This is a genomic window from Vreelandella sp. GE22 (assembly GCF_968212445.1).
The window spans coordinates 2025810-2045830 of the sequence record NZ_OZ309110.1 but is presented as its reverse complement, the minus strand read 5'-3'; the positions used below and the strand labels follow the sequence as shown (position 1 = coordinate 2045830).

The window sequence follows — 20021 nt, the reverse complement described above, 5'->3', positions numbered from 1 at the left end:
TTTTATTGCGTCACTATTAGATAAAGCCCTGTTTGTTAGCTAAAGTGCTAGGGGCACGCACCAGCGGACGGCGTTTGCATTTTGAGTAAAGAATCCGCTTGAATGGTTGAAAAGAGTAGGGCGTGACCGCACCTACTGATGTGAAGATCGAAAGTCACTCAAGGAGATGATGACATGGCACATACACTACCTGAACTACCGTATGCCTACGACGCGCTCGAGCCGCACATCGATGCGATGACAATGGAAATTCACCATTCGCGTCACCACAACACCTACGTGACCAATCTAAATAGCGCACTTGAAGGCACTGGCCTTGAAGACATCGCGATCGAAGAGCTGGTTGCCAACCTGGACCGTGTTCCGGAAGCCAAGCGCCAGGCCGTGATCAACAACGGTGGCGGTCACGTCAACCACTCCATGTTTTGGCAAATGATGTCGCCCAATGGCGGCGGTCAGCCCCAGGGCAGCGTTGCCCAGGCGATCGAAAGCGAGCTGGGTGGTTTCGACACCTTTAAAGAAGAGTTCAAGAAAGCCGCCGTTGGCCGTTTCGGTAGCGGCTGGGCATGGCTCAGTGTGACGCCGCAGAAAAAGCTGGTAGTCGAGAACACCCTCAACCAGAACAGCCCGCTGATGGACGGTAACACGCCGCTGCTGGGTATCGATGTTTGGGAGCACGCTTACTACCTGAAGTATCAGAACAAGCGCCCTGACTACATCGCTGCCTTCTTCGACGTCGTCAATTGGGAAGAAGTCGAGCGCCGCTACCAGGCCGCTATTGCCTAAAAAGCGTTCGTCTTAGTGCACGCATAACGCGTCACGTAAAAAAGCCCGGCTTATAGCCGGGCTTTTTTTGCTGTGGACAAGACATTTTTTGGTCGAACGGCCAGCGCTCGATCAGTCGGACCGCGTTTCGAGGCAAAGCGCGAAAGGGGGCATTTTTTAGCCGATAAAACGTATTTTATTCGGCCGATCCGGCGCTAACAATTCGCTTTTTTAACGCCACCCCGCGCGGGGGCCGCATCGCTATGCTGGGCATAGTTTGTCAATAACCTGTGGATTAAAAAATACTAGATATGCTTGAATTGATTTTGCTGTGATCTATATATAGTATTCGTAGTGTCTTTCGAAAGGGGCGGGTACTACATGTGCCTACCCCAAAAATGCCGCTATGAAAAGGGAAAATAGCCATGGCGATCCAGATTTATAGCAAGCCTGCCTGCGTTCAGTGCACCGCCACCTACCGCGCGATGGACAAGCAGGGAATCGAGTACACCGTGATCGATATCACCGCTGAAGACGGCGCGCAAAAAGAAGTCGAAGCGCTGGGCTATCGTCAGTTGCCCGTCGTTGTAGCGGGCGACGATCACTGGTCGGGTTTCCGCCCGGACCGTATTCAGGCACTCGCTTAATCTGCGGCCGTGTCAACAAAGCCTCACACCCCGTTGCCTGGTACGCTGGTGTACTTTTCCACCAAATCAGGCAACACCCATCGTTTCATTGAAAAGCTGGGGCTTTCGGCGCACCGGCTGCCGATCAACCGCAACGACCCGGCGCTACATATCGAAACCCCCTATGTGCTCATCACGCCCACCTATGGCGGTGGCGAGAGCGAAGGGGCGGTACCGGGGCCGGTGATCCGCTTTTTGAACGATGAGCATAACCGGCGCCTCATACGAGGCGTCATTGCTGCTGGCAATACCAATTTTGGCGAGGCGTACGGGCTGGCGGGGCGCATCATCGCGCACAAGTGCCAGGTGCCGCTGCTTTATCGATTTGAGCTTTTTGGCACTGACGATGACGTCGCCAGGGTTCGCAAAGGAGTAGAAGAGTTTTGGAAACGACAAACGTAGCCACTACCAACGTGTCTGAAACGAAGAAACCTGCCGCAGAGACGGCGCAGGCGCGCACGCTGGATTATCATGCGTTGAACGCCATGCTGAACCTTTACGGGGCCAACGGCGAGCTTCAGCTCGACAAGGACCGCGAAGCGGCGCGCCAGTACTTTCTGCAGCACGTCAACCAGAACACGGTGTTCTTCCATTCGTTGGAAGAGAAGCTCGACTATCTGGTCGAAGAACAGTACTACGAAGCCAGCGTACTCGATCAGTACGCGCCCGCTTTCGTCAAGGCGCTTTTCGAGCAGGCCTACGCTTACAAGTTTCGTTTTCCGAGCTTTTTGGGCGCATTCAAGTACTACACCAGCTACACGCTGAAAACCTTCGATGGCAAGCGCTACCTGGAACGCTACGAAGACCGCGTATGCATGGTGGCGCTCACGCTTGCGCGCGGCGAAGAGGCGCTTGCCAAGTCGCTGGTGGACGAGATCATCAGCGGCCGTTTTCAGCCGGCCACGCCGACCTTTTTGAACTGCGGTAAGCAGCAGCGCGGTGAGCTGGTGTCGTGCTTTTTGCTGCGTATCGAAGACAACATGGAGTCGATCGGCCGCTCGATCAACTCGGCGCTGCAGCTCTCCAAGCGCGGCGGCGGCGTAGCGTTTTTGCTGAGCAACATTCGCGAAGCCGGCGCGCCGATCAAGCGCATCGAGAACCAGTCTTCGGGCATCATCCCGATCATGAAGCTTTTGGAAGACGCTTTCTCCTACGCCAACCAGCTAGGGGCGCGCCAGGGGGCCGGTGCGGTGTATCTCAACGCCCACCACCCGGATATCCTGCGTTTTCTGGATACCAAGCGCGAAAACGCGGATGAAAAAATCCGCATCAAAACGCTCTCCCTTGGCGTGACGATCCCGGATATTACGTTCGAGCTCGCCAAGCGCAACGACGACATGTATCTGTTCTCGCCCTACGACGTGGAGCGGGTCTACGGTAAGCCGTTTGGCGATGTCAGCGTGACCGAGAACTACCATGACATGGTCGCCGACGTGCGTATTCGCAAGCAAAAGATCAACGCCCGGGCGTTTTTCCAGGTGCTGGCCGAGTTGCAGTTCGAGTCCGGCTACCCCTACATCATGTTCGAAGATACGGTGAATCGCGCCAACCCGATCGCCGGGCGTATCAACATGAGTAACCTCTGCTCGGAGATTCTTCAGGTCAACACACCGACCGAGTACGACGAGGATCTGAACTACAGCAAAATCGGCCAGGATATCTCCTGCAACCTGGGCTCGATGAACATCGCCAAGGTGATGGATTCCGGCGATATCGGTACCAGCGTGGATATCGCGATTCGCGGTTTGACCGCGGTTTCCGAGATGAGCAACCTCAAAAGCGTTCCTTCGATCGCCGAAGGCAACGCCCAGTCTCGCGCCATCGGCCTCGGTCAGATGAACCTGCACGGCTTTTTGGCCCGCGAGCACATCTACTACGGCTCTGAAGAGGGGTTGGACTTTACCAACCTGTACTTCTACTGCGTCGCGTTTTACGCCATTCGCGCCTCGAACCAGTTGGCGATCGAGCACGGCGATACCTTTGCCGGTTTCAAGGACTCGACCTACGCCTCGGGCACGTTCTTCGACAAGTACGTCGATGAAGCGTGGCTGCCGAAAACCGAGAAAGTGCGTGGACTTTTCGAGCGCAGCGGCATCGCGCTGCCCACCCAGAGCGACTGGGAGGAGCTCAAGGCCTCGGTCATGGCACACGGGCTTTATAACCGTAACCTGCAGGCCGTACCGCCTACCGGCTCGATCTCCTATATCAATCACTCCACCTCCAGTATTCATCCGGTGGCAGCGAAGATCGAGATCCGTAAAGAGGGCAAGCTTGGCCGCGTGTACTACCCGGCGCCGTTTTTGAACGAAGCGAATTTCGACTACTTCCAGGACGCCTACGAAATCGGCCCCGAGAAGATCATCGATACCTACGCCGAGGCGTCCAAGCACGTGGATCAGGGGCTTTCGCTGACGCTCTTCTTCCCGGATACCGCAACGACCCGGGATATCAATAAGGCGCAGATTCACGCCTGGCGTAAAGGCATCAAGACGCTTTACTACATCCGCCTGCGCCAAAGTGCGCTGGAAGGTACCGAAGTCGAAGGCTGCGTTTCCTGCACGCTGTAACCACGTAACGAAAGAGATCATTTGATGACCACCATGCAACGCTTATCACGGGTCGATGCCGTTAACTGGAACCGCCTGCAAGACGACAAGGACCTGGAGGTCTGGAACCGCCTAACCAGCAACTTCTGGCTGCCGGAGAAGGTGCCGCTGTCCAATGACATTCAGTCCTGGAATACGCTGACCCAGCAGGAAAAACAGCTGACCATCCGCGTATTCACCGGCCTTACGCTACTGGATACCATTCAGAGCAGTATCGGCGCGCCGGTATTGATGGAAGATGCGCGCACGCCCCACGAAGAGGCGGTCTATACCAATATCGCCTTCATGGAGTCGGTACACGCGCGCTCCTACAGCTCGATCTTCTCGACGCTTTGTACGACGCGTGATGTCGACGACGCCTTTCGTTGGAGTGAAGAGAACGCGACGCTGCAGGCAAAATCCGAGCTGATTCTCGAGCGCTACCGCTCGGACGACCCTTTGATGCGCAAGGTGGCCAGCGTCTTCCTCGAGTCGTTTTTGTTCTACTCGGGCTTTTATCTGCCCATGTACTGGTCCAGCCACGCCAAACTGACCAACACTGCGGATCTGATCCGTCTGATCATCCGTGACGAAGCGGTGCACGGCTACTACATCGGCTACAAGTTCCAGCAGGCGCTCGCCGAGGCGAGCCCGGAGCGCCAGCAGGCGGTGAAAGACTACGCCTATGAGCTTCTTTTGGAGCTTTACGATAATGAAGTGCGCTATACCGAATCGCTTTACGACGCGGTCGGTCTCTCGGAAGACGTGAAGAAATTCCTTCACTACAACGCCAACAAGGCGCTGATGAACCTGGGCTACGAGCCGCTCTTCCCGAGCAGCGTGACCGACGTCGACCCGACCATCATGGCGGCACTTTCGCCCAACGCCGATGAGAACCACGACTTCTTCTCCGGGTCGGGTTCTTCGTATGTGATCGGCAAGGCCGTTGCCACCGAAGACGACGACTGGGCGTTTTAAGGACCGTCATGAGGGAGTCGGCCGTTGAGGGCGAAGCAGAGCCGGTGGGCGAGGCGTGCCAGGTGCTGCGCATCGCCGCCGCCATGATGATCGATGAAGCGGGCAGGCTGTTGTTGGTGCGTAAGCAGGGCAGCCGCTATTTCATGCAGCCCGGTGGCAAGGTCGAGCCGAACGAGGCGTGCGATGTGGCGCTTTGCCGCGAGCTCCAGGAAGAGCTTGGGCTCTGCGTCGAGCCGTCACGGCTTACGCATTTCAAGCGCGTTCGGGCGGTCGCGGCCAATGAGGCACAGACGTTGATCGACGCCGAGCTTTACAGCCTGGCCGTCGAGGGCCACGTCGAGGCGGCGGCGGAAATCGCCGAAGCGCGCTGGGTAAGCCCCGCGCAGGCGAAAACACTTTTGCTGGCGCCGCTCACCCGCGACTGCGTCGTTCCGTGGGCGGACGCGCGTTTGAGTGGATGAAGGTGCCCGGCAGGGTGGCTTTCGACGTCGAAGTGCTTAATTCGGTATACAAAACGGGAGCCTGGCTCCCGTTTTGTATTGCGCTATCGAAAAATCTGCTAGGCTACGCGACTGCTCGGCCAGACGGCCGGGGCCTTGCCTGCGCGCAGGATTTCACCCCCAAAGCCATTGATAGCGAAACGTGATCCCTGGTATGGATCACCACTGCGCTCAAGGAACACTTGAATGCCCATTGTGACACTGCCTGACGGCAGCCAACGACCCTTTGATGAACCGCTTTCCATTATGCAGCTCGCCGCGTCGATAGGCCCTGGTTTGGCCAAGGCGTGCGTCGCGGGAAAGATCGACGGTGTACTGGTCGACGCGGCCGATATGATCGAACGCGATGCCGAGGTGGCGATCATCACCGCCAAGGATCAGGAGGGGCTCGAAATCATTCGCCACTCCGCCGCGCATTTGATTGGGCATGCGGTCAAGCAGCTCTACCCCGAGGCCAAGATGGCGATTGGCCCGGTAATCGAAAACGGCTTCTATTACGATATCGATTTTGGCCACTCCGTCTCCTCGGAAGATCTCGAAACGATCGAAAAGCGTATGCAGACGCTGATCGAGCAGGAGTACGACGTGGTGCGCGAGTACGTGGACCGCGACAAGGCGATGCTCACCTTCCTGCACCGCGATGAGCCCTACAAGCAGGAGATCATTCGCGATATTCCCGAAGGCGCCGAGATCAGGCTCTACCATCACGAAGAGTACACGGACATGTGCCGTGGGCCCCACGTGCCCAATACGCGCCATCTAAAGGCCTTCAAGCTGACCAAGCTGGCCGGCGCCTACTGGCGCGCGGACGCCTCCAACGCCATGCTGACGCGTATCTACGGCACGGCCTGGGGTGACAAGAAGCAGCTCAAGGCGTATCTCAAGCGGCTCGAAGAAGCGGAAAAGCGCGACCACCGTAAGCTGGCGCGCCGCCTCGACCTTTTCCATATGCAGGAAGAGGCGCCGGGCATGGTGTTCTGGCACCCCAACGGCTGGGCGCTTTGGCAGCAGGTCGAGCAGTACATGCGTCGGGTTTATCAAGAAGGCGGCTACCAGGAAATTCGCTGCCCCCAGATCATGGACGTCTCGCTCTGGAAAAAATCCGGGCATTGGGACAACTATGCCGACGGCATGTTCTTCACCGAGTCCGAGAAGCGCGAATACGCCTTGAAGCCGATGAACTGCCCGGGCCACGTGCAGGTATTCAACTCCGGGCTTAGAAGCTATCGCGAGCTTCCGGTACGCTTTGGTGAGTTCGGCGGCTGTCACCGGAACGAGCCCTCCGGTGCGCTGCATGGCATCATGCGTGTACGCGCCTTTACCCAGGACGACGGCCACGTCTTTTGTACCGAAGCCCAGGTCGAGCCCGAGGTGACCAGCTTCCACCGCCAGGCGCTGAAGGTGTACCAGGACTTCGGTTTCGAGGATATCGCGATCAAGATCGCGCTGCGCCCGGAAAAGCGCATCGGTAGCGACGAGGTCTGGGATCGCGCGGAAGACGCGCTGCGTGGCGCCTTGAAGGCCTGCGACGTCGAGTGGCAGGAGCTCCCCGGCGAAGGCGCCTTCTACGGCCCCAAGATCGAATACCACATGAAGGATTGCCTGGGCCGCGAGTGGCAGGTTGGTACCATGCAGGTCGACTTCATGATGCCCGAGCGCTTGGGCGCGCAGTACGTGACCGAAGAGGGCGAGCGCAAGCCGCCGGTCATGTTGCACCGGGCCATCGTGGGCTCCATGGAGCGCTTCATCGGCATCCTGATTGAACATTATGCCGGGGCTATGCCATTATGGCTGGCACCCGAGCAGGTAGTCGTGATGAATATCACCGATTCACAGCGTGATTATTCGCTCGAATTGGAAAAACGCCTGCAAAAAATCGGTCTTCGCGTCAAGGCGGACTTGAGGAACGAGAAGATCGGCTTTAAAATCCGTGAACACACGTTACAGAAAATTCCCTATCTTCTAGTGGTTGGAGATAAGGAAGTCGAAGCTGACTCAGTGGCCGTGCGTACTCGCAGCGGCGAAAACCTCGGAACGATGACGGTCGATGAGTTCATCGAGCGTGTGACAACCGAGCGAGCAGCCCTGGCGACATCGTCAATTGCCTAAGGAGACAGAGCAATCAAGCGAAGCAACCAGCGCGGGCGTCCAGCAGACAAACGCCCCCCAATGAACGAGCGAATTACCGAAGAAGAAGTCCGTTTGATCGATGCCGAAGGTGAGCAGTTGGGCGTTGTGCCCACCACCGAAGCATTGGAGCGGGCGGAATCTGCCGGTTTGGATCTCGTGCAAATTTCGAATGCCGACCCCATCGTCTGTAAGATTATGGATTACGGCAAATTTGTTTTCGAGACGAAAAAGCAAAAAGCTGTTCAGAAGAAAAAGCAAAAGCAAATCCAGGTCAAGGAAGTTAAATTCCGGCCCGGCACCGACGAAGGCGATTATCAGGTCAAGCTTAAAAACCTGACGCGCTTTCTGGAAAGTGGTGACAAAGGCAAGGTCACTTTGCGTTTTCGGGGTCGCGAAATGGCGCACCAGGACATCGGTCGCAAGCTGATGGAGCGGGTCGCAGCTGACCTCGAAGAGATCGGAACGGTGGAGTCTTTCCCGAAAATGGAAGGCCGCCAGATGATCATGATTCTTGCCCCCAAGAAGAAGTGATCCATAGGCGTTGTTAACGGGTCGGCGCCTGGCGCCGACCGGCCTTGGGTTTTCTAAAAAACATCGAGCGGAGTTTTTCTCATGCCGAAAATCAAAAGCAACAGCGGCGCTGCCAAGCGCTTTAAAAAGACCGCTAACGGCTTCAAGCACAAGCAGTCTTTTCGTAGCCACATTCTGACCAAAAAATCGACCAAGCGTAAGCGTCAGCTGCGCGGCATGAAGCAGATTCACTCTGCTGACAAGCCGTTGATCCAGCGTATGCTGCCGAATCTGTAAGTCGTTTTTTAGAATTTTTTAAAGTCAGGAGTGTGTTATGACCCGAGTTAAGCGTGGCGTAGTGGCCCGTCGTCGCCATAAGAAAGTACTGAAGCAAGCGAAAGGTTATTACGGAGCGCGTTCGCGTGTTTTCCGTGTTGCCAAGCAGGCCGTTATCAAGGCCGGTCAGTACGCGTACCGCGACCGCCGTAACCGTAAGCGTCAGTTCCGTGCCCTGTGGATCCAGCGTATCAACGCCGGTGCCCGCATCAACGGTATGTCTTACAGCCGCTTCGTAGGTGGCCTCAAGAAAGCCGGTATCGAAATCGACCGTAAAGTATTGGCCGATCTGGCGGTTCACGAAAAAGCGGCATTTGCTGCCATCGTGGAAAAAGCCAAGGCTGCCCAATAAGGTTTTAAGCCAGTATATGGTTTGAAATCACGAGGTCACAGCGTGACCCATACAGGGGAAGAGCAGCCGCTCTTCCCCTGTTTTTTTGCCATCGACATTTTGTCATCGACAATGTATGGCTTGTAAGGCCCCGTTCTGGCGACGCCTTATTGGATGAAAACCGCTTAATTCGGAGTACAACGGATGGATCACCTGCCTACGCTGGTATCAGAGGCTCGCGACGCCATTCAGGCCGCGCAGAGCGTGTCTGAGCTGGATGAGCTACGAGTTCGCTATCTGGGCAAGAAGGGCGAGGTCACCGCTCTGCTGAAAGGGCTGGGTAAGCTCGCCGCCGAAGAGCGTCCGGCCGCGGGCGAGCGTATCAACCAGGCCAAACAAACCCTGGCCGGTGAGATCGACACCCGCCGCGAGGCGCTCGAAAGCGAAGCGCTGAACGCGCGCCTGGCCGCGGAAAAAATCGACGTGACGCTGCCCGGGCGTGGTCAACAGAGCGGCGGTTTGCATCCGGTCACGCGCACGCTCGAGCGTATCGAGGCGCTGTTTACCCGCATTGGCTATGACGTTGCCGTGGGCCCGGAAATCGAAGACGACTACCACAACTTCGAGGCGCTCAATATTCCGGCGCACCACCCAGCGCGCGGCATGGCGGATACCTTTTACTTCGACGCCACAAGGCTTTTACGTACCCATACCTCGCCGGTACAGGTACGCACCATGAAAGAGAGTGCGCCGCCCATTCGTATCGTCTGCCCGGGGCGGGTGTATCGCAGCGACTCGGATTTGACCCACACGCCGATGTTTCATCAGGTCGAAGGCCTGCTGGTCGACGAAGGCGTAAGCTTTGCCGACTTGAAGGGCACCATCGAGGATTTTCTGCAGGCGTTTTTCGAGCGCGATGATCTCTCCGTGCGCTTTCGTCCCTCCTACTTCCCGTTCACCGAGCCCTCCGCCGAGGTCGACATCCAGTGCGTGATGTGCAGCGGAAACGGCTGTAGGGTGTGCTCGCAAAGCGGCTGGCTCGAGGTGATGGGCTGCGGCATGGTGCACCCGGAAGTGTTTCGCCATTCGGGTATCGACACCGAGCGCTATACCGGATTTGCCTTCGGCATGGGCGCCGAGCGCCTGGCGATGCTGCGCTATGGCGTCAACGACCTGCGGCTGTTCTTCGAAAACGATCTGCGCTTTTTGCGCCAGTTTGCCTAACCACGCCGCCAGACTACAGGAACGAGCATGAAATTTTCAGAACAGTGGCTGCGTGAGTGGGTATCACCGCAGCTTGCGACCCAGGCGCTTGCCGACCAGATCACCATGGCAGGGCTCGAAGTCGATGCCGTCGAACCCGTCGCGCCCGCTTTCGAAGGCGTGGTGGTGGCCGAGGTGACGGCCAAGGCGCCCCATCCGGACGCTGATAAGCTCAACGTTTGCCAGGTCATTGATGGCACCGGCGCGCCGGTGCAAGTAGTCTGTGGTGCGCGCAATGTCGACGTGGGTCAGCGGGTGCCGTTTGCCCAAGTCGGCGGGCTGTTACCCGGTGACTTCAAAATCAAAAAGGCCAAGCTGCGCGGCGTCGAATCCTTCGGCATGATCTGCTCCGCCTCGGAACTTGGCCTGGAGGAAGAGACCTCCGATGGTATCTTCGTGCTACCGGCCAGCGCCCCGGTGGGGGTTAGTATTCGTGAGTACCTGGGTCTGGACGACGCCACCATCGAAGTAGACTTGACGCCGAATCGCGGCGACTGCCTGAGCGTTAAAGGGCTTGCTCGGGAGGTCGGGGTGCTCAACCGGCTACCGGTTCAGGCGCCGGAGATCTCCCCGGTCGCGCCAAGCATCGAGACCCGTTTCCCGGTGCGCGTAGAGGCTGGCGAGCAGTGCCCGCGCTACGTGTCTCGGGTTATCGAAGGCGTCGACCTGTCCGTCGAGACGCCGCTTTGGATGGTCGAGCGGCTGCGCCGCAGCGGCGTGCGCTCTATCGACGCCGCTGTCGACGTGACCAACTACGTGATGCTCGAACTCGGTCAGCCGCTTCACGCCTTCGACCAGACGAATCTGAAAGAGGGGATCGAAGTGCGCCTGGCCGCCGAAGGCGAGCGCCTCACCTTGCTCGATGGGCAGGATATCGCGCTGCGTCCGGACACGCTGGTGATCGCCGACGCCTCCGGGCCGCTGGCCATGGCCGGCGTCATGGGCGGCGAGTCCTCCGGCGTGAGCGCCAACACGCGCACCATTTTTCTGGAAGGCGCCTACTTCACCCAGTTGGCGGTGGCCGGTCAAGCGCGCTCCTACGGGCTTCATACCGATGCCTCTCACCGTTTCGAGCGCGGTGTCGACCCGCAGCTCACCATCGAAGCGGTCGAGCGCGCCACCAAACTGTTGATCGACATCTGCGGCGGCCAGGCCGGGCCCGTGTGCGAAGAGAAAAGCGAAGCGCATCTGCCTGCCCCCCGCACCATTGAGCTTCGCCGCGCGCGCTTGGCTCAGGCGCTCTCCAAGGAACTGCCCGACGATGACGTCACCGACATCCTCGACCGGTTGGGACTCGCGGCGACGCGGTCGAGCAGCGGCTGGCAGGTAGCGGTGCCTGGCTGGCGCTTCGATGTCGCCATCGAAGAGGATCTGATCGAGGAGATCGCAAGGATCCACGGCTATAACAACCTGCCGGTGCGCCGCCCGTCGGCGCGGTTAGCGCTGCGTCCGGCCAACGAGGCCAAAATCACTCAGGCGAGGCTTCGTAACCAGCTGGTGGCCCGGGGTTACCAGGAGGCGATTACTTACAGTTTTGTCGCGCCCGAGCTTCAGGCCGCTATCTTTCCCGAGGCGGTGTCGCCGGTGCTCGCCAACCCCATCTCAGCGGATCTTTCCGCCATGCGGGTCAGTCTCTTTCCTGGCTTGATTCGCGCGTTGGAGCACAACCTCAATCGTCAGCAAAGCCGGGTGAGGCTCTTCGAGACCGGGCTTGTGTTTAACGGCGAGCTGGACTCGTTGACCCAAACGCCGATGATTGGCGCGTTGGCCAGCGGCCCGCGCGAAGGGGAAGGGTGGAGCAGCGCCAGGACGCCGATCGACTTTTTCGACTTGAAAGGCGATCTGGAGAGTCTGCTGGCCATGGGCGGCAATGAAGGCGCCTGGCGCTTCGAGCCCGCCGAGCACCCGGCGCTACACCCGGGGCAGAGCGCACAGCTTTTCCATAACGATCAGCCCGCCGGCTGGATCGGTACGCTCCACCCCAAAGTGCGCGCCAATCTCGGGCTGAAAGCCGAGGCGGTGCTCTTTGAAGTGCGCCTGGACGCGCTGAGTGAAGGCGTGATCCCAGCGTTCGCGCCATTGTCACGTTTCCCTGAGGTGCGCCGCGACCTGGCCTTTAGCCTGGACGAGCAAACTCCGGTGCAGGCTCTGCTGGACTGTGTCAGCCGCGAGGCCGGTGATTACCTCGAAGACCTCAAGCTTTTCGACGTCTACACGGGTAAAGGCGTGGGGCCGGGGCAGAAGAGTATTGCCCTGGGCTTGACCTGGCAGCATCCATCGCGCACGCTGAATGATGATGAAATCAATCAGCGGGTGGATTCGATCGTGGCGCAGGCGAAGGCCATGCTGAATGCACAGCTTCGTGGCTAAGTAAAAACGGCCGCGACCGACATTGTTGGCAATGGGTTTGCGACAAGGAGAAGCGTTATGGGCGCGTTGACCAAAGCGGAGCTTGCGGAACATCTACATACCGAGCTTGCGCTGTCCAAGCGGGAAGCAAAAGCGATGGTAGAGACGTTTTTCGAAGAGATTCGAGCCTGCCTGCGTGAAAACGAGCAGGTAAAGCTCTCGGGCTTTGGCAATTTCGACCTGCGTGACAAGCGCGAGCGCCCGGGGCGAAATCCCAAGACCGGCGAGGAGATCCCGATATCCGCTCGCCGGGTGGTGACGTTCCGCCCGGGCCAGAAACTCAAGCAGCAGGTCGAGCACTTCACCAGCTCTTGAAGCGCCTAATACCCTAACGGGGTTAAAGCCGGTCAGGCGTATAAGCGCCCCTTCCCAGGGGCGCTTTTTTATGCGCGGTGCGCCGCTACGCCCTGGGCGTTCGAGGCGCGGGGTAGAGCGCATGCGCAAAGCGCGCAAGTCGTGTTAATATCTGAGCAAATTCATCAAGTATTGGTCGGGAGTTCGATGATGCCTCAGCTCAATATTTTAGTGGGCACCATGTACGGTGGCGCCCTCGACGTGGCCGAACAGGTCAAGCCGCTGTTCGAAGCAGCGGGCTACACGGTTGCCATCAAGGAAGAACCCTCGGTCGAGGATGTCGCCAATGGGGAGAGCTTGGCGCTTTTCTGTGTTTCAACGACCGGCAGCGGTGACTATCCGGGTAACTTCGTGCCTTTCGTGCGGGCGTTGAAAGATCAGTCGCCGGCGCTCACCTCGCTGCGCTATGGCCTCATCGCTTTGGGCGATAGCTCGTATGGCGACACCTTTTGCGGCGCCGGGCGCGCGCTCGACGCGACGCTCGAAGACCTGGGGGCCACGCGGTTGGGCGAGCGCCTCGAAGTGGACGCCATGGAAACCTTCATGGCCGACGACGCTGCGCTACCCTGGGTGGAAGAGTGGATCAACGACCAAGCGCTAAAGGTCGCCTAAATGGAGCGCGGATCTCCAGAGCGGGTGAGCGTGGCGGTCGGTCTGTGTATCGTCATGCTCTCGGTCATTCCGCGCTATATGGCCGGTGGTTTCGAGACGCGCCAGACCCTTTTACTTATCGCCCTGGCGCTGGTTGCCGGGGCGGCGGTGGTCAACTGGCGGTTGCTGAGTGCGAAGGCCCGGGCGCAGCTACCGGCACTGCTCAAACGCCTTGGCATCATGTTGGTGGCCGGCGCGGTCGTGATGGGTGTTTGGCACGCGCTGATGACCGACTGGCTCAGTTGGCAAGAGTTTATCTCCCACGCCGCGACCTGCGGGCTTTTGCTTTACGCGATAAGCCTTGGATGGCGGCGAACGACATACGAATGAGAAGGGCGCGGGTAATTTAACGGAAACTCCCTTGTAATTACGCAGCGCGCCCCCATCTTGCGAGCATGGTGCTTGCCACTATGCGCCGGGGTTTCTAGAATTGCCCCTTTGAACATGTATACGCACTCAACATAATGCCCAGCCGCTAGAGGACAATTCATGCAAGTTTCTGTCGAGACGACCTCCCCCATCGAACGCCGCATTACCATCCAGGTGCCGGCGGCCGACATCGACGAGGCTGTCAGCGCTCGCTTGAAAGACACCGCGAAAAACGTTCGCTTGAACGGTTTCCGCCAGGGCCGGGTTCCCATGGACGTCGTACGTCAGCGCTACGGCGACAGCGTGCGTAGCGAAATCGTTGGCGAAGTCATGCGCGAGCGTTATGTGCGCGCGATCACCGACGAAGGGCTGAACCCGGCGGGCTACCCGCAGATCGAGCCAAAGGTCAACGAAGCGGGCAAGGACTTCGAATTCGTCGCGGTCATGGAAGTTTACCCCCAGGTCGAGCTGAAATCGATCGAAGGCACCGCGGTTGAGCGTCCGGTCGTTGACGTCAGCGAAGCCGACGTCGATGAAATGATCGAAACCCTGCGCAAGCAAAACGCCGAATTTCAGGAAGCCGACAAGGCAGCCGAAGATGGCGACCAGGTCACCATCGACTTCCAAGGCTACCTGGGCGATGAGCCGTTCGAAGGCGGAAGCGCCGAAAACCACACGCTGGTAATTGGCTCCAACAGCTTCATCCCGGGTTTTGAAGAGCAGTTGATCGGCGCCAAGGCCGACGACGACAAGACGCTAACGGTCACCTTCCCGGAAGATTACCAGGCCGAACATCTGGCCGGTAAAGAAGCCACGTTCAAGGTCAAGGTTCACAAGGTCAGCACCCAGGAGCTGCCGCCGGTCGATTCGGCTTTCTTCGAGCGCTTCGGCGTCGAAGACGGCGACGAGAGCAAGTTCCGCGCCGAAATCAAAAAGAACATGACCCGTGAAGCCGCCCAGGCGGTCGATAACCGCGTCAAGCAGCAGGTGCTGGACGCGTTGAAAAACGCCAACGACATCTCCGTGCCGAGCGCGCTTGTTCAGCAGGAAACTGACGGCATGAAGCGCCAGGCCGCGCAGCAGTTCGGTCTTGGCGAAGATTTCGACGTCAGTCAGCTGCCCAATGAGCTCTTCGAAGAGCAGGCCAAGGGCCGTGTACAGGTGGGTCTGCTGTTGGCCGAAGTCATCAAGGCGCACGAGCTGGACGCCGACGATGCGGCCATCAAGGCTAAAGTGGAAGAGCTTGCCGAGCAGTACCAGGACCCGTCCGAAGTGGTCGAGTACTACATGGGTAACGAAGAGCTCAAGACCCAGGTCAAATCCGCTATCCTTGAAGAGAAAGCGGTCGATAAGCTTCTGGAGCAGGCCAACGTCACCGACGTTGAAATGACCTACCAGCAGGCGCTGGCCGCGGCACAGCAGCAGGGCGAGGGTGGCGAAGAAGAGGAAAACGCCAGCGCTTAAACCGTTTCGGGGCGCGCGTGTTGCGCGCGCCTTTCCCTTACCGGACGCAAGGAATCACCCAATGAGTGAGTTTGATATTCAAAACGCCGGTGGTCTCGTACCCATGGTGGTTGAGCAAAGCGCCAAAGGGGAAAGATCCTACGATATCTATTCGCGTCTTCTAAAAGAGCGCGTCATCTTTCTGGTCGGGCCCGTCGAAGATTACTCGGCCAACCTGATCGTGGCGCAAATGCTCTTTCTGGAGTCCGAAAACCCCGATAAAGATATCCATCTTTACATCAACTCACCCGGTGGGTCGGTAACCGCAGGCATGTCGATCTATGACACCATGCAGTTCATCAAGCCCGACGTTTCCACCGTGTGCGTGGGCCAAGCGGCCAGCATGGGTGCGCTGCTTCTAACGGCCGGTGCGCCGGAGAAGCGGTTTTGTCTGCCCAATTCGCGGGTCATGATTCACCAGCCGCTGGGTGGCTACCAGGGTCAGGCGTCGGATATCGAAATCCACACGCGTGAAATTCTGGGCATTCGCGAGAAACTCAATCAGATTCTGGCTCACCACACCGGGCAGGATTTAGAGAAAGTGGCGCGCGATACCGACCGCGACAACTTCATGAGCGCCGATCAGGCCAAAGAGTACGGGCTGATTGACGCAGTGCTGGATAAGCGGCCTACATCCTGATAGCGTAAACGGATACCCGCTTTTCCAACGAGCTTTTCCGGCGGCGAGAGCCGCCGCAGTGATAGAGGTACGCCAATGGCCGACGGCAAAGGCAAGGACGAAGGTGGCAAACTGCTTTATTGCTCGTTTTGTGGCAAAAATCAAAACGAAGTACGTAAGCTGATTGCCGGCCCGTCCGTATATATTTGCGATGAGTGTGTCGATCTGTGTAACGACATCATTCGCGAGGAAGTTCTCGAAGCCGATGCCGAGAGCGATGAGGAGCGTCTGCCTACGCCTCGCGAAATACGCTACACCCTCGATGACTACGTTATCGGGCAAGACCGCGCCAAGATGGTGCTATCTGTCGCGGTGTACAACCACTACAAGCGTCTCAAGACCGAAGTACGTGAAAGCGATGTGGAGCTGGGTAAATCCAATATCCTGCTGATTGGTCCGACTGGTAGCGGTAAGACGCTATTGGCCGAAACCATGGCACGGCTGTTGAACGTACCGTTCACTATCGCTGACGCCACCACGCTCACCGAAGCGGGCTACGTGGGTGAAGATGTCGAAAACATCATCCAGAAGCTGCTGCAAAAGTGTGATTACGACGTCGAGAAAGCCGAGCGCGGTATCGTCTACATCGACGAGATCGACAAGATCTCGCGTAAGTCGGACAACCCGTCGATCACTCGCGATGTTTCCGGCGAGGGTGTTCAGCAGGCGCTTTTGAAGTTGATCGAAGGCACCACGGCCTCAGTGCCGCCCCAGGGCGGGCGTAAGCATCCCCAGCAGGAGTTCGTGCAGGTCAACACGGCCAACATGCTCTTCATCGTGGGTGGTGCTTTCGCAGGGCTTGAAAAGGTCATTCGCGACCGTTCCGAGAAGGGCGGTATCGGCTTCAACGCCAGCGTGAAGACCAAGGAAAGCGCTAAAGGCGTGGGTGAACTTCTCTCCGAGGTCGAGCCGGAAGATCTGGTCAAATTTGGCCTAATCCCCGAGTTCGTAGGACGCCTGCCGGTAATCGCGACGCTGACTGAGCTTACCGAAGACGCGCTGATTCAGATTTTGACCGAGCCCAAGAACTCGCTGATCAAGCAGTACGCCAAACTCTTCGAAATGGAAGACGTGACGCTTGAATTCCGCGAGGAGGCACTACGCGCCGTTGCCGCCAAGGCGATGGAGCGTAAAACCGGTGCCCGTGGTCTTCGCTCGATTCTTGAATCGGTACTGCTGGACACCATGTATGAGATTCCCTCGCTCGAGGATGTCAGCAAGGTGGTGATCGATCAGTCGGTGATCGAAGGCGAAAGCCAGCCGCTATTGATCTACTCCAACCAGCAAGAGACGCGCGTTGACGGGACCGACGGCTAACAAGGCCGCGCTCGATCCAGGTACTGCTTGCGCCAATACAAGGGGTCGCCTAGGCGACCCCTTGTTGTTGTCCAGGCACTGCTGGCCCGCGCCGCGCCGTGGGCCGATGACCGGGTCCTTGCCATCCAGCGGCTGACGTTACCAGGCCGCGTCTTCCATCTTGTTAAGCGCTTATAAGTGGTAACGCTTTATCGAGCGCTTATCCGATTTTGAGGAACGTCTGCGATGCAGCAGAACGCCGATCAGACACAGTGTTTACCCATGTTGCCGCTGCGCGACGTGGTAGTTTACCCGCAAATGGTGATTCCGCTGTTTGTGGGCCGGGAAAAATCCATCCATGCCCTCGAAGCGGCCATGGAAGCCGATAAGCGCGTCCTGCTGGTGGCTCAGCGTGAAGCCTCTCAGGACGAGCCGGATAACGACGACCTTTACGCCATGGGTACTGTTGCCGACATCATGCAGCTTTTGAAGCTTCCCGATGGCACGGTCAAGGTATTGATCGAAGGTAACTTCCGTGCCGATGTCGTGAGCATCGAAGAGAACGAGGCCGGCTACACCCAGGCGCACCTGGTGGCGCGGGATAGCGAACCGCTGACCAGCCGTGAGCAGGAGGCGCTGGTTCGCGTGTTGCTGAATCAGTTCGAGCAGTACGTCAAGCTCTCCAAGAAGGTGCCCAACGAGGTCTTGAACTCGCTGTCCGGCATCGAGGACCCGAGCCGGCTTGTGGATACCATCTGCGCGCATTTGTCGCTCAAGATCGGCGATAAGCAGGAGCTTCTCGAGATGGATCGCGTGCGCGATCGTATCGAGCATCTGATGGCGCTGATCGAGTCCGAAATCGACCTGCTTCAGGTAGAAAAGCGTATCCGCTCGCGGGTCAAAGAGCAGATGGAGAAGACCCAGCGCGAGTACTACCTCAATGAGCAGATGAAAGCCATCCAGAAAGAGATGGGTGAGCTTGATGATGTGCCCAACGAGACCGAGAAGTACGAGCAGGCGATCAAGGACTCGGGCATGCCCAAAGAGGCCTTTGAGAAAGCCACTCAGGAGCTCAACAAGCTCAAGATGATGGCGGCCAACTCCGCCGAGGCCACCGTGGTGCGCTCCTACCTCGACTGGCTGATCGCCGTGCCCTGGAAAAAGCGCACCCGGGTCAAGCACGACCTGGTCAAGGCGCAAGAGGTGCTCGACGAGGACCATTACGGCCTGGAAGAAGTCAAGGCGCGTATTCTCGAGTACCTGGCGGTACAAAAGCGCGTCAAGAAGATGAAAGGACCGGTGCTTTGCCTGGTAGGCCCACCGGGGGTGGGTAAAACCTCGCTTGGCCAGTCCATCGCGCGGGCAACCAACCGTAAGTACGTGCGCCTGGCGCTTGGCGGCGTGCGCGACGAGTCCGAGATTCGTGGCCATCGGCGCACCTATATCGGCTCGCTACCGGGTAAGCTGATGCAGCGCATGACCCGCGCGGAAGTGAAAAACCCGCTGTTTTTGCTCGACGAAGTCGACAAACTCGGTATGGATCACCGGGGGGATCCCTCCTCGGCGCTTCTGGAAGTGCTCGACCCGGAGCAGAACAACAGCTTCAGCGACCACTACCTCGAGCTCGATTACGATCTCTCCGAGACGCTGTTCATTTGTACGGCGAACTCGATGAATATCCCCGGTCCGCTGCTGGATCGTATGGAGATCATTCGGCTACCCGGTTACACCGAAGACGAGAAGCTGGCGATTGCCAAGCGCTACTTGCTCCCCAAGCAGCTAAAAGCCAACGGCTTGAAGCCGGAGGAGCTAGCGCTGGAAGAGGAAGCGCTTCTGGAGCTTGTACGCTACTACACCCGCGAAGCGGGCGTGCGCGAGCTCGAGCGTCAGATCGCCAAGGTGTGCCGCAAGGTGCTGCGCGAGCGGGTCGAAGCCGAGGTGAGCAAGAAAAAAGACGCCAAGGAGCCGCCGCAAACGCTCAAGGCCGAACATATCGAAACCTACGCCGGTGTTCGCCGCTACAGCTACGGTTTGGCCGAAAAGGAAGACCAGGTAGGGCGCGTCACCGGACTTGCCTGGACCTCGGTCGGCGGTGAGATTCTCAACATCGAATCGGTGGTGACGCCGGGTAAAGGCCGTGTCAACAAGACGGGTTCGCTTGGCGATGTCATGAAAGAGTCGGTCAGCGCTGCCCATACCGTCGTCAAGGCGCGGGCGGCGTCGTTCGATATCGACCCGCAGCGGTTCGAGAACGAGGACCTGCATATTCACGTACCGGAAGGCGCGACCCCGAAGGACGGTCCGAGTGCCGGGGTGGCCATGGTGACGGCGATGATCTCTGCCTACACCAATCGCCCGGTGCGCTGCGATGTCGCCATGACCGGCGAGGTCAATCTGCGTGGGGAAGTCATGCCCATTGGTGGATTGAAGGAGAAATTGCTGGCGGCGCGCCGGGGTGGTATAAAGACCGTCCTGATTCCTGAGGAAAACCGCCGCGATCTCAAGGAAGTACCGGATAACATCAAGGGCGCACTTGATATTCGCCCGGTACAGTGGATAGATGATGTGCTGGCAGTGGCGCTAGCCGATGAGCCGGACAGCGGGGCGGCAACGCTCAAAAATGCCGACCCGTCGTTTAACGGCAGTACTGTCGCCAGCACACACTAAGCGTCAAAG

The 20021-nt window shown here is 58.4% G+C and carries 19 protein-coding genes; all 19 read left to right on the top strand.

Annotation, left to right across the window (positions count from 1 at the left end; genetic code table 11):
• The first annotated feature begins 174 nt into the window (after positions 1-174).
• The 19 genes from ACWHRL_RS09790 (at position 175) to lon (ending at position 20012) form a co-directional block, all read left to right on the top strand.
• Positions 175-786 carry a superoxide dismutase gene (locus ACWHRL_RS09790; protein WP_447893503.1) on the top strand — a complete coding sequence of 204 codons (612 nt, stop codon included), beginning with the start codon at positions 175-177 and terminating at the stop codon, positions 784-786.
• Positions 787-1190: 404 nt separating this feature from the next.
• A complete protein-coding gene (gene nrdH, locus ACWHRL_RS09785) occupies positions 1191-1412 on the top strand; it encodes a glutaredoxin-like protein NrdH (protein WP_447528968.1) in 222 nt (73 codons plus the stop codon).
• A 48-nt stretch (positions 1413-1460) separates the two neighbouring features.
• A complete protein-coding gene (gene nrdI / locus ACWHRL_RS09780) occupies positions 1461-1853 on the top strand; it encodes a class Ib ribonucleoside-diphosphate reductase assembly flavoprotein NrdI (protein WP_447528967.1) in 393 nt (130 codons plus the stop codon).
• A complete protein-coding gene (gene nrdE / locus ACWHRL_RS09775; RefSeq protein ID WP_447893502.1) occupies positions 1835-4018 on the top strand; it encodes a class 1b ribonucleoside-diphosphate reductase subunit alpha in 2184 nt (727 codons plus the stop codon). Before nrdI ends, nrdE begins: the two co-directional genes overlap by 19 nt.
• A 24-nt stretch (positions 4019-4042) precedes the next feature.
• Positions 4043-5014: a class 1b ribonucleoside-diphosphate reductase subunit beta gene (nrdF, locus tag ACWHRL_RS09770; protein ID WP_447893501.1), complete on the top strand. Its 972-nt coding sequence runs from the start codon at positions 4043-4045 to the stop codon at positions 5012-5014.
• Positions 5015-5022: 8 nt separating this feature from the next.
• The gene (locus tag ACWHRL_RS09765; protein ID WP_447528964.1) at positions 5023-5475 is read left to right on the top strand and encodes an NUDIX hydrolase; all 453 of its coding nucleotides are present in this window, start codon (positions 5023-5025) and stop codon (positions 5473-5475) included.
• A 225-nt stretch (positions 5476-5700) separates the two neighbouring features.
• Entirely contained in the window at positions 5701-7623 is a 1923-nt protein-coding gene (gene thrS, locus ACWHRL_RS09760) for a threonine--tRNA ligase (protein ID WP_447893500.1), read from the top strand.
• Positions 7624-7683: 60 nt separating this feature from the next.
• Positions 7684-8175 (top strand): translation initiation factor IF-3, encoded by a 492-nt coding sequence (infC, locus tag ACWHRL_RS09755; RefSeq protein WP_447528962.1) that lies wholly within the window; start codon positions 7684-7686, stop codon positions 8173-8175.
• A gap of 81 nt (positions 8176-8256) precedes the next feature.
• Positions 8257-8451, top strand: a complete 195-nt coding sequence (gene rpmI / locus ACWHRL_RS09750; protein WP_252109805.1) for a 50S ribosomal protein L35 — start codon at positions 8257-8259, stop codon at positions 8449-8451.
• Between the two features lie 37 nt (positions 8452-8488).
• Positions 8489-8842 (top strand): 50S ribosomal protein L20, encoded by a 354-nt coding sequence (gene rplT / locus ACWHRL_RS09745; RefSeq protein WP_009097607.1) that lies wholly within the window; start codon positions 8489-8491, stop codon positions 8840-8842.
• Between the two features lie 183 nt (positions 8843-9025).
• Positions 9026-10045: a phenylalanine--tRNA ligase subunit alpha gene (gene pheS / locus ACWHRL_RS09740; RefSeq protein WP_447893499.1), complete on the top strand. Its 1020-nt coding sequence runs from the start codon at positions 9026-9028 to the stop codon at positions 10043-10045.
• Positions 10046-10072: 27 nt separating this feature from the next.
• Complete coding sequence (gene pheT, locus ACWHRL_RS09735) at positions 10073-12454, top strand: phenylalanine--tRNA ligase subunit beta (RefSeq protein ID WP_447893498.1); 2382 nt, start codon at positions 10073-10075, stop codon at positions 12452-12454.
• A gap of 57 nt (positions 12455-12511) precedes the next feature.
• Positions 12512-12808 carry an integration host factor subunit alpha gene (gene ihfA, locus ACWHRL_RS09730; protein WP_447528959.1) on the top strand — a complete coding sequence of 99 codons (297 nt, stop codon included), beginning with the start codon at positions 12512-12514 and terminating at the stop codon, positions 12806-12808.
• A gap of 189 nt (positions 12809-12997) precedes the next feature.
• Entirely contained in the window at positions 12998-13459 is a 462-nt protein-coding gene (locus tag ACWHRL_RS09725) for a flavodoxin domain-containing protein (protein WP_447528958.1), read from the top strand.
• The gene (locus ACWHRL_RS09720) at positions 13460-13828 is read left to right on the top strand and encodes a hypothetical protein (RefSeq protein WP_447893497.1); all 369 of its coding nucleotides are present in this window, start codon (positions 13460-13462) and stop codon (positions 13826-13828) included.
• A 159-nt stretch (positions 13829-13987) separates the two neighbouring features.
• Positions 13988-15331, top strand: coding sequence for a trigger factor (tig, locus tag ACWHRL_RS09715; protein WP_447893496.1), 1344 nt, complete (start codon positions 13988-13990; stop codon positions 15329-15331).
• A gap of 61 nt (positions 15332-15392) precedes the next feature.
• Entirely contained in the window at positions 15393-16010 is a 618-nt protein-coding gene (gene clpP / locus ACWHRL_RS09710; RefSeq protein ID WP_447893495.1) for an ATP-dependent Clp endopeptidase proteolytic subunit ClpP, read from the top strand.
• 75 nt (positions 16011-16085) lie between these two features.
• Positions 16086-17366, top strand: coding sequence for an ATP-dependent Clp protease ATP-binding subunit ClpX (gene clpX / locus ACWHRL_RS09705; RefSeq protein WP_447528954.1), 1281 nt, complete (start codon positions 16086-16088; stop codon positions 17364-17366).
• A 225-nt stretch (positions 17367-17591) separates the two neighbouring features.
• Entirely contained in the window at positions 17592-20012 is a 2421-nt protein-coding gene (gene lon / locus ACWHRL_RS09700) for an endopeptidase La (RefSeq protein ID WP_447893494.1), read from the top strand.
• The last annotated feature ends 9 nt before the right edge of the window (positions 20013-20021 follow it).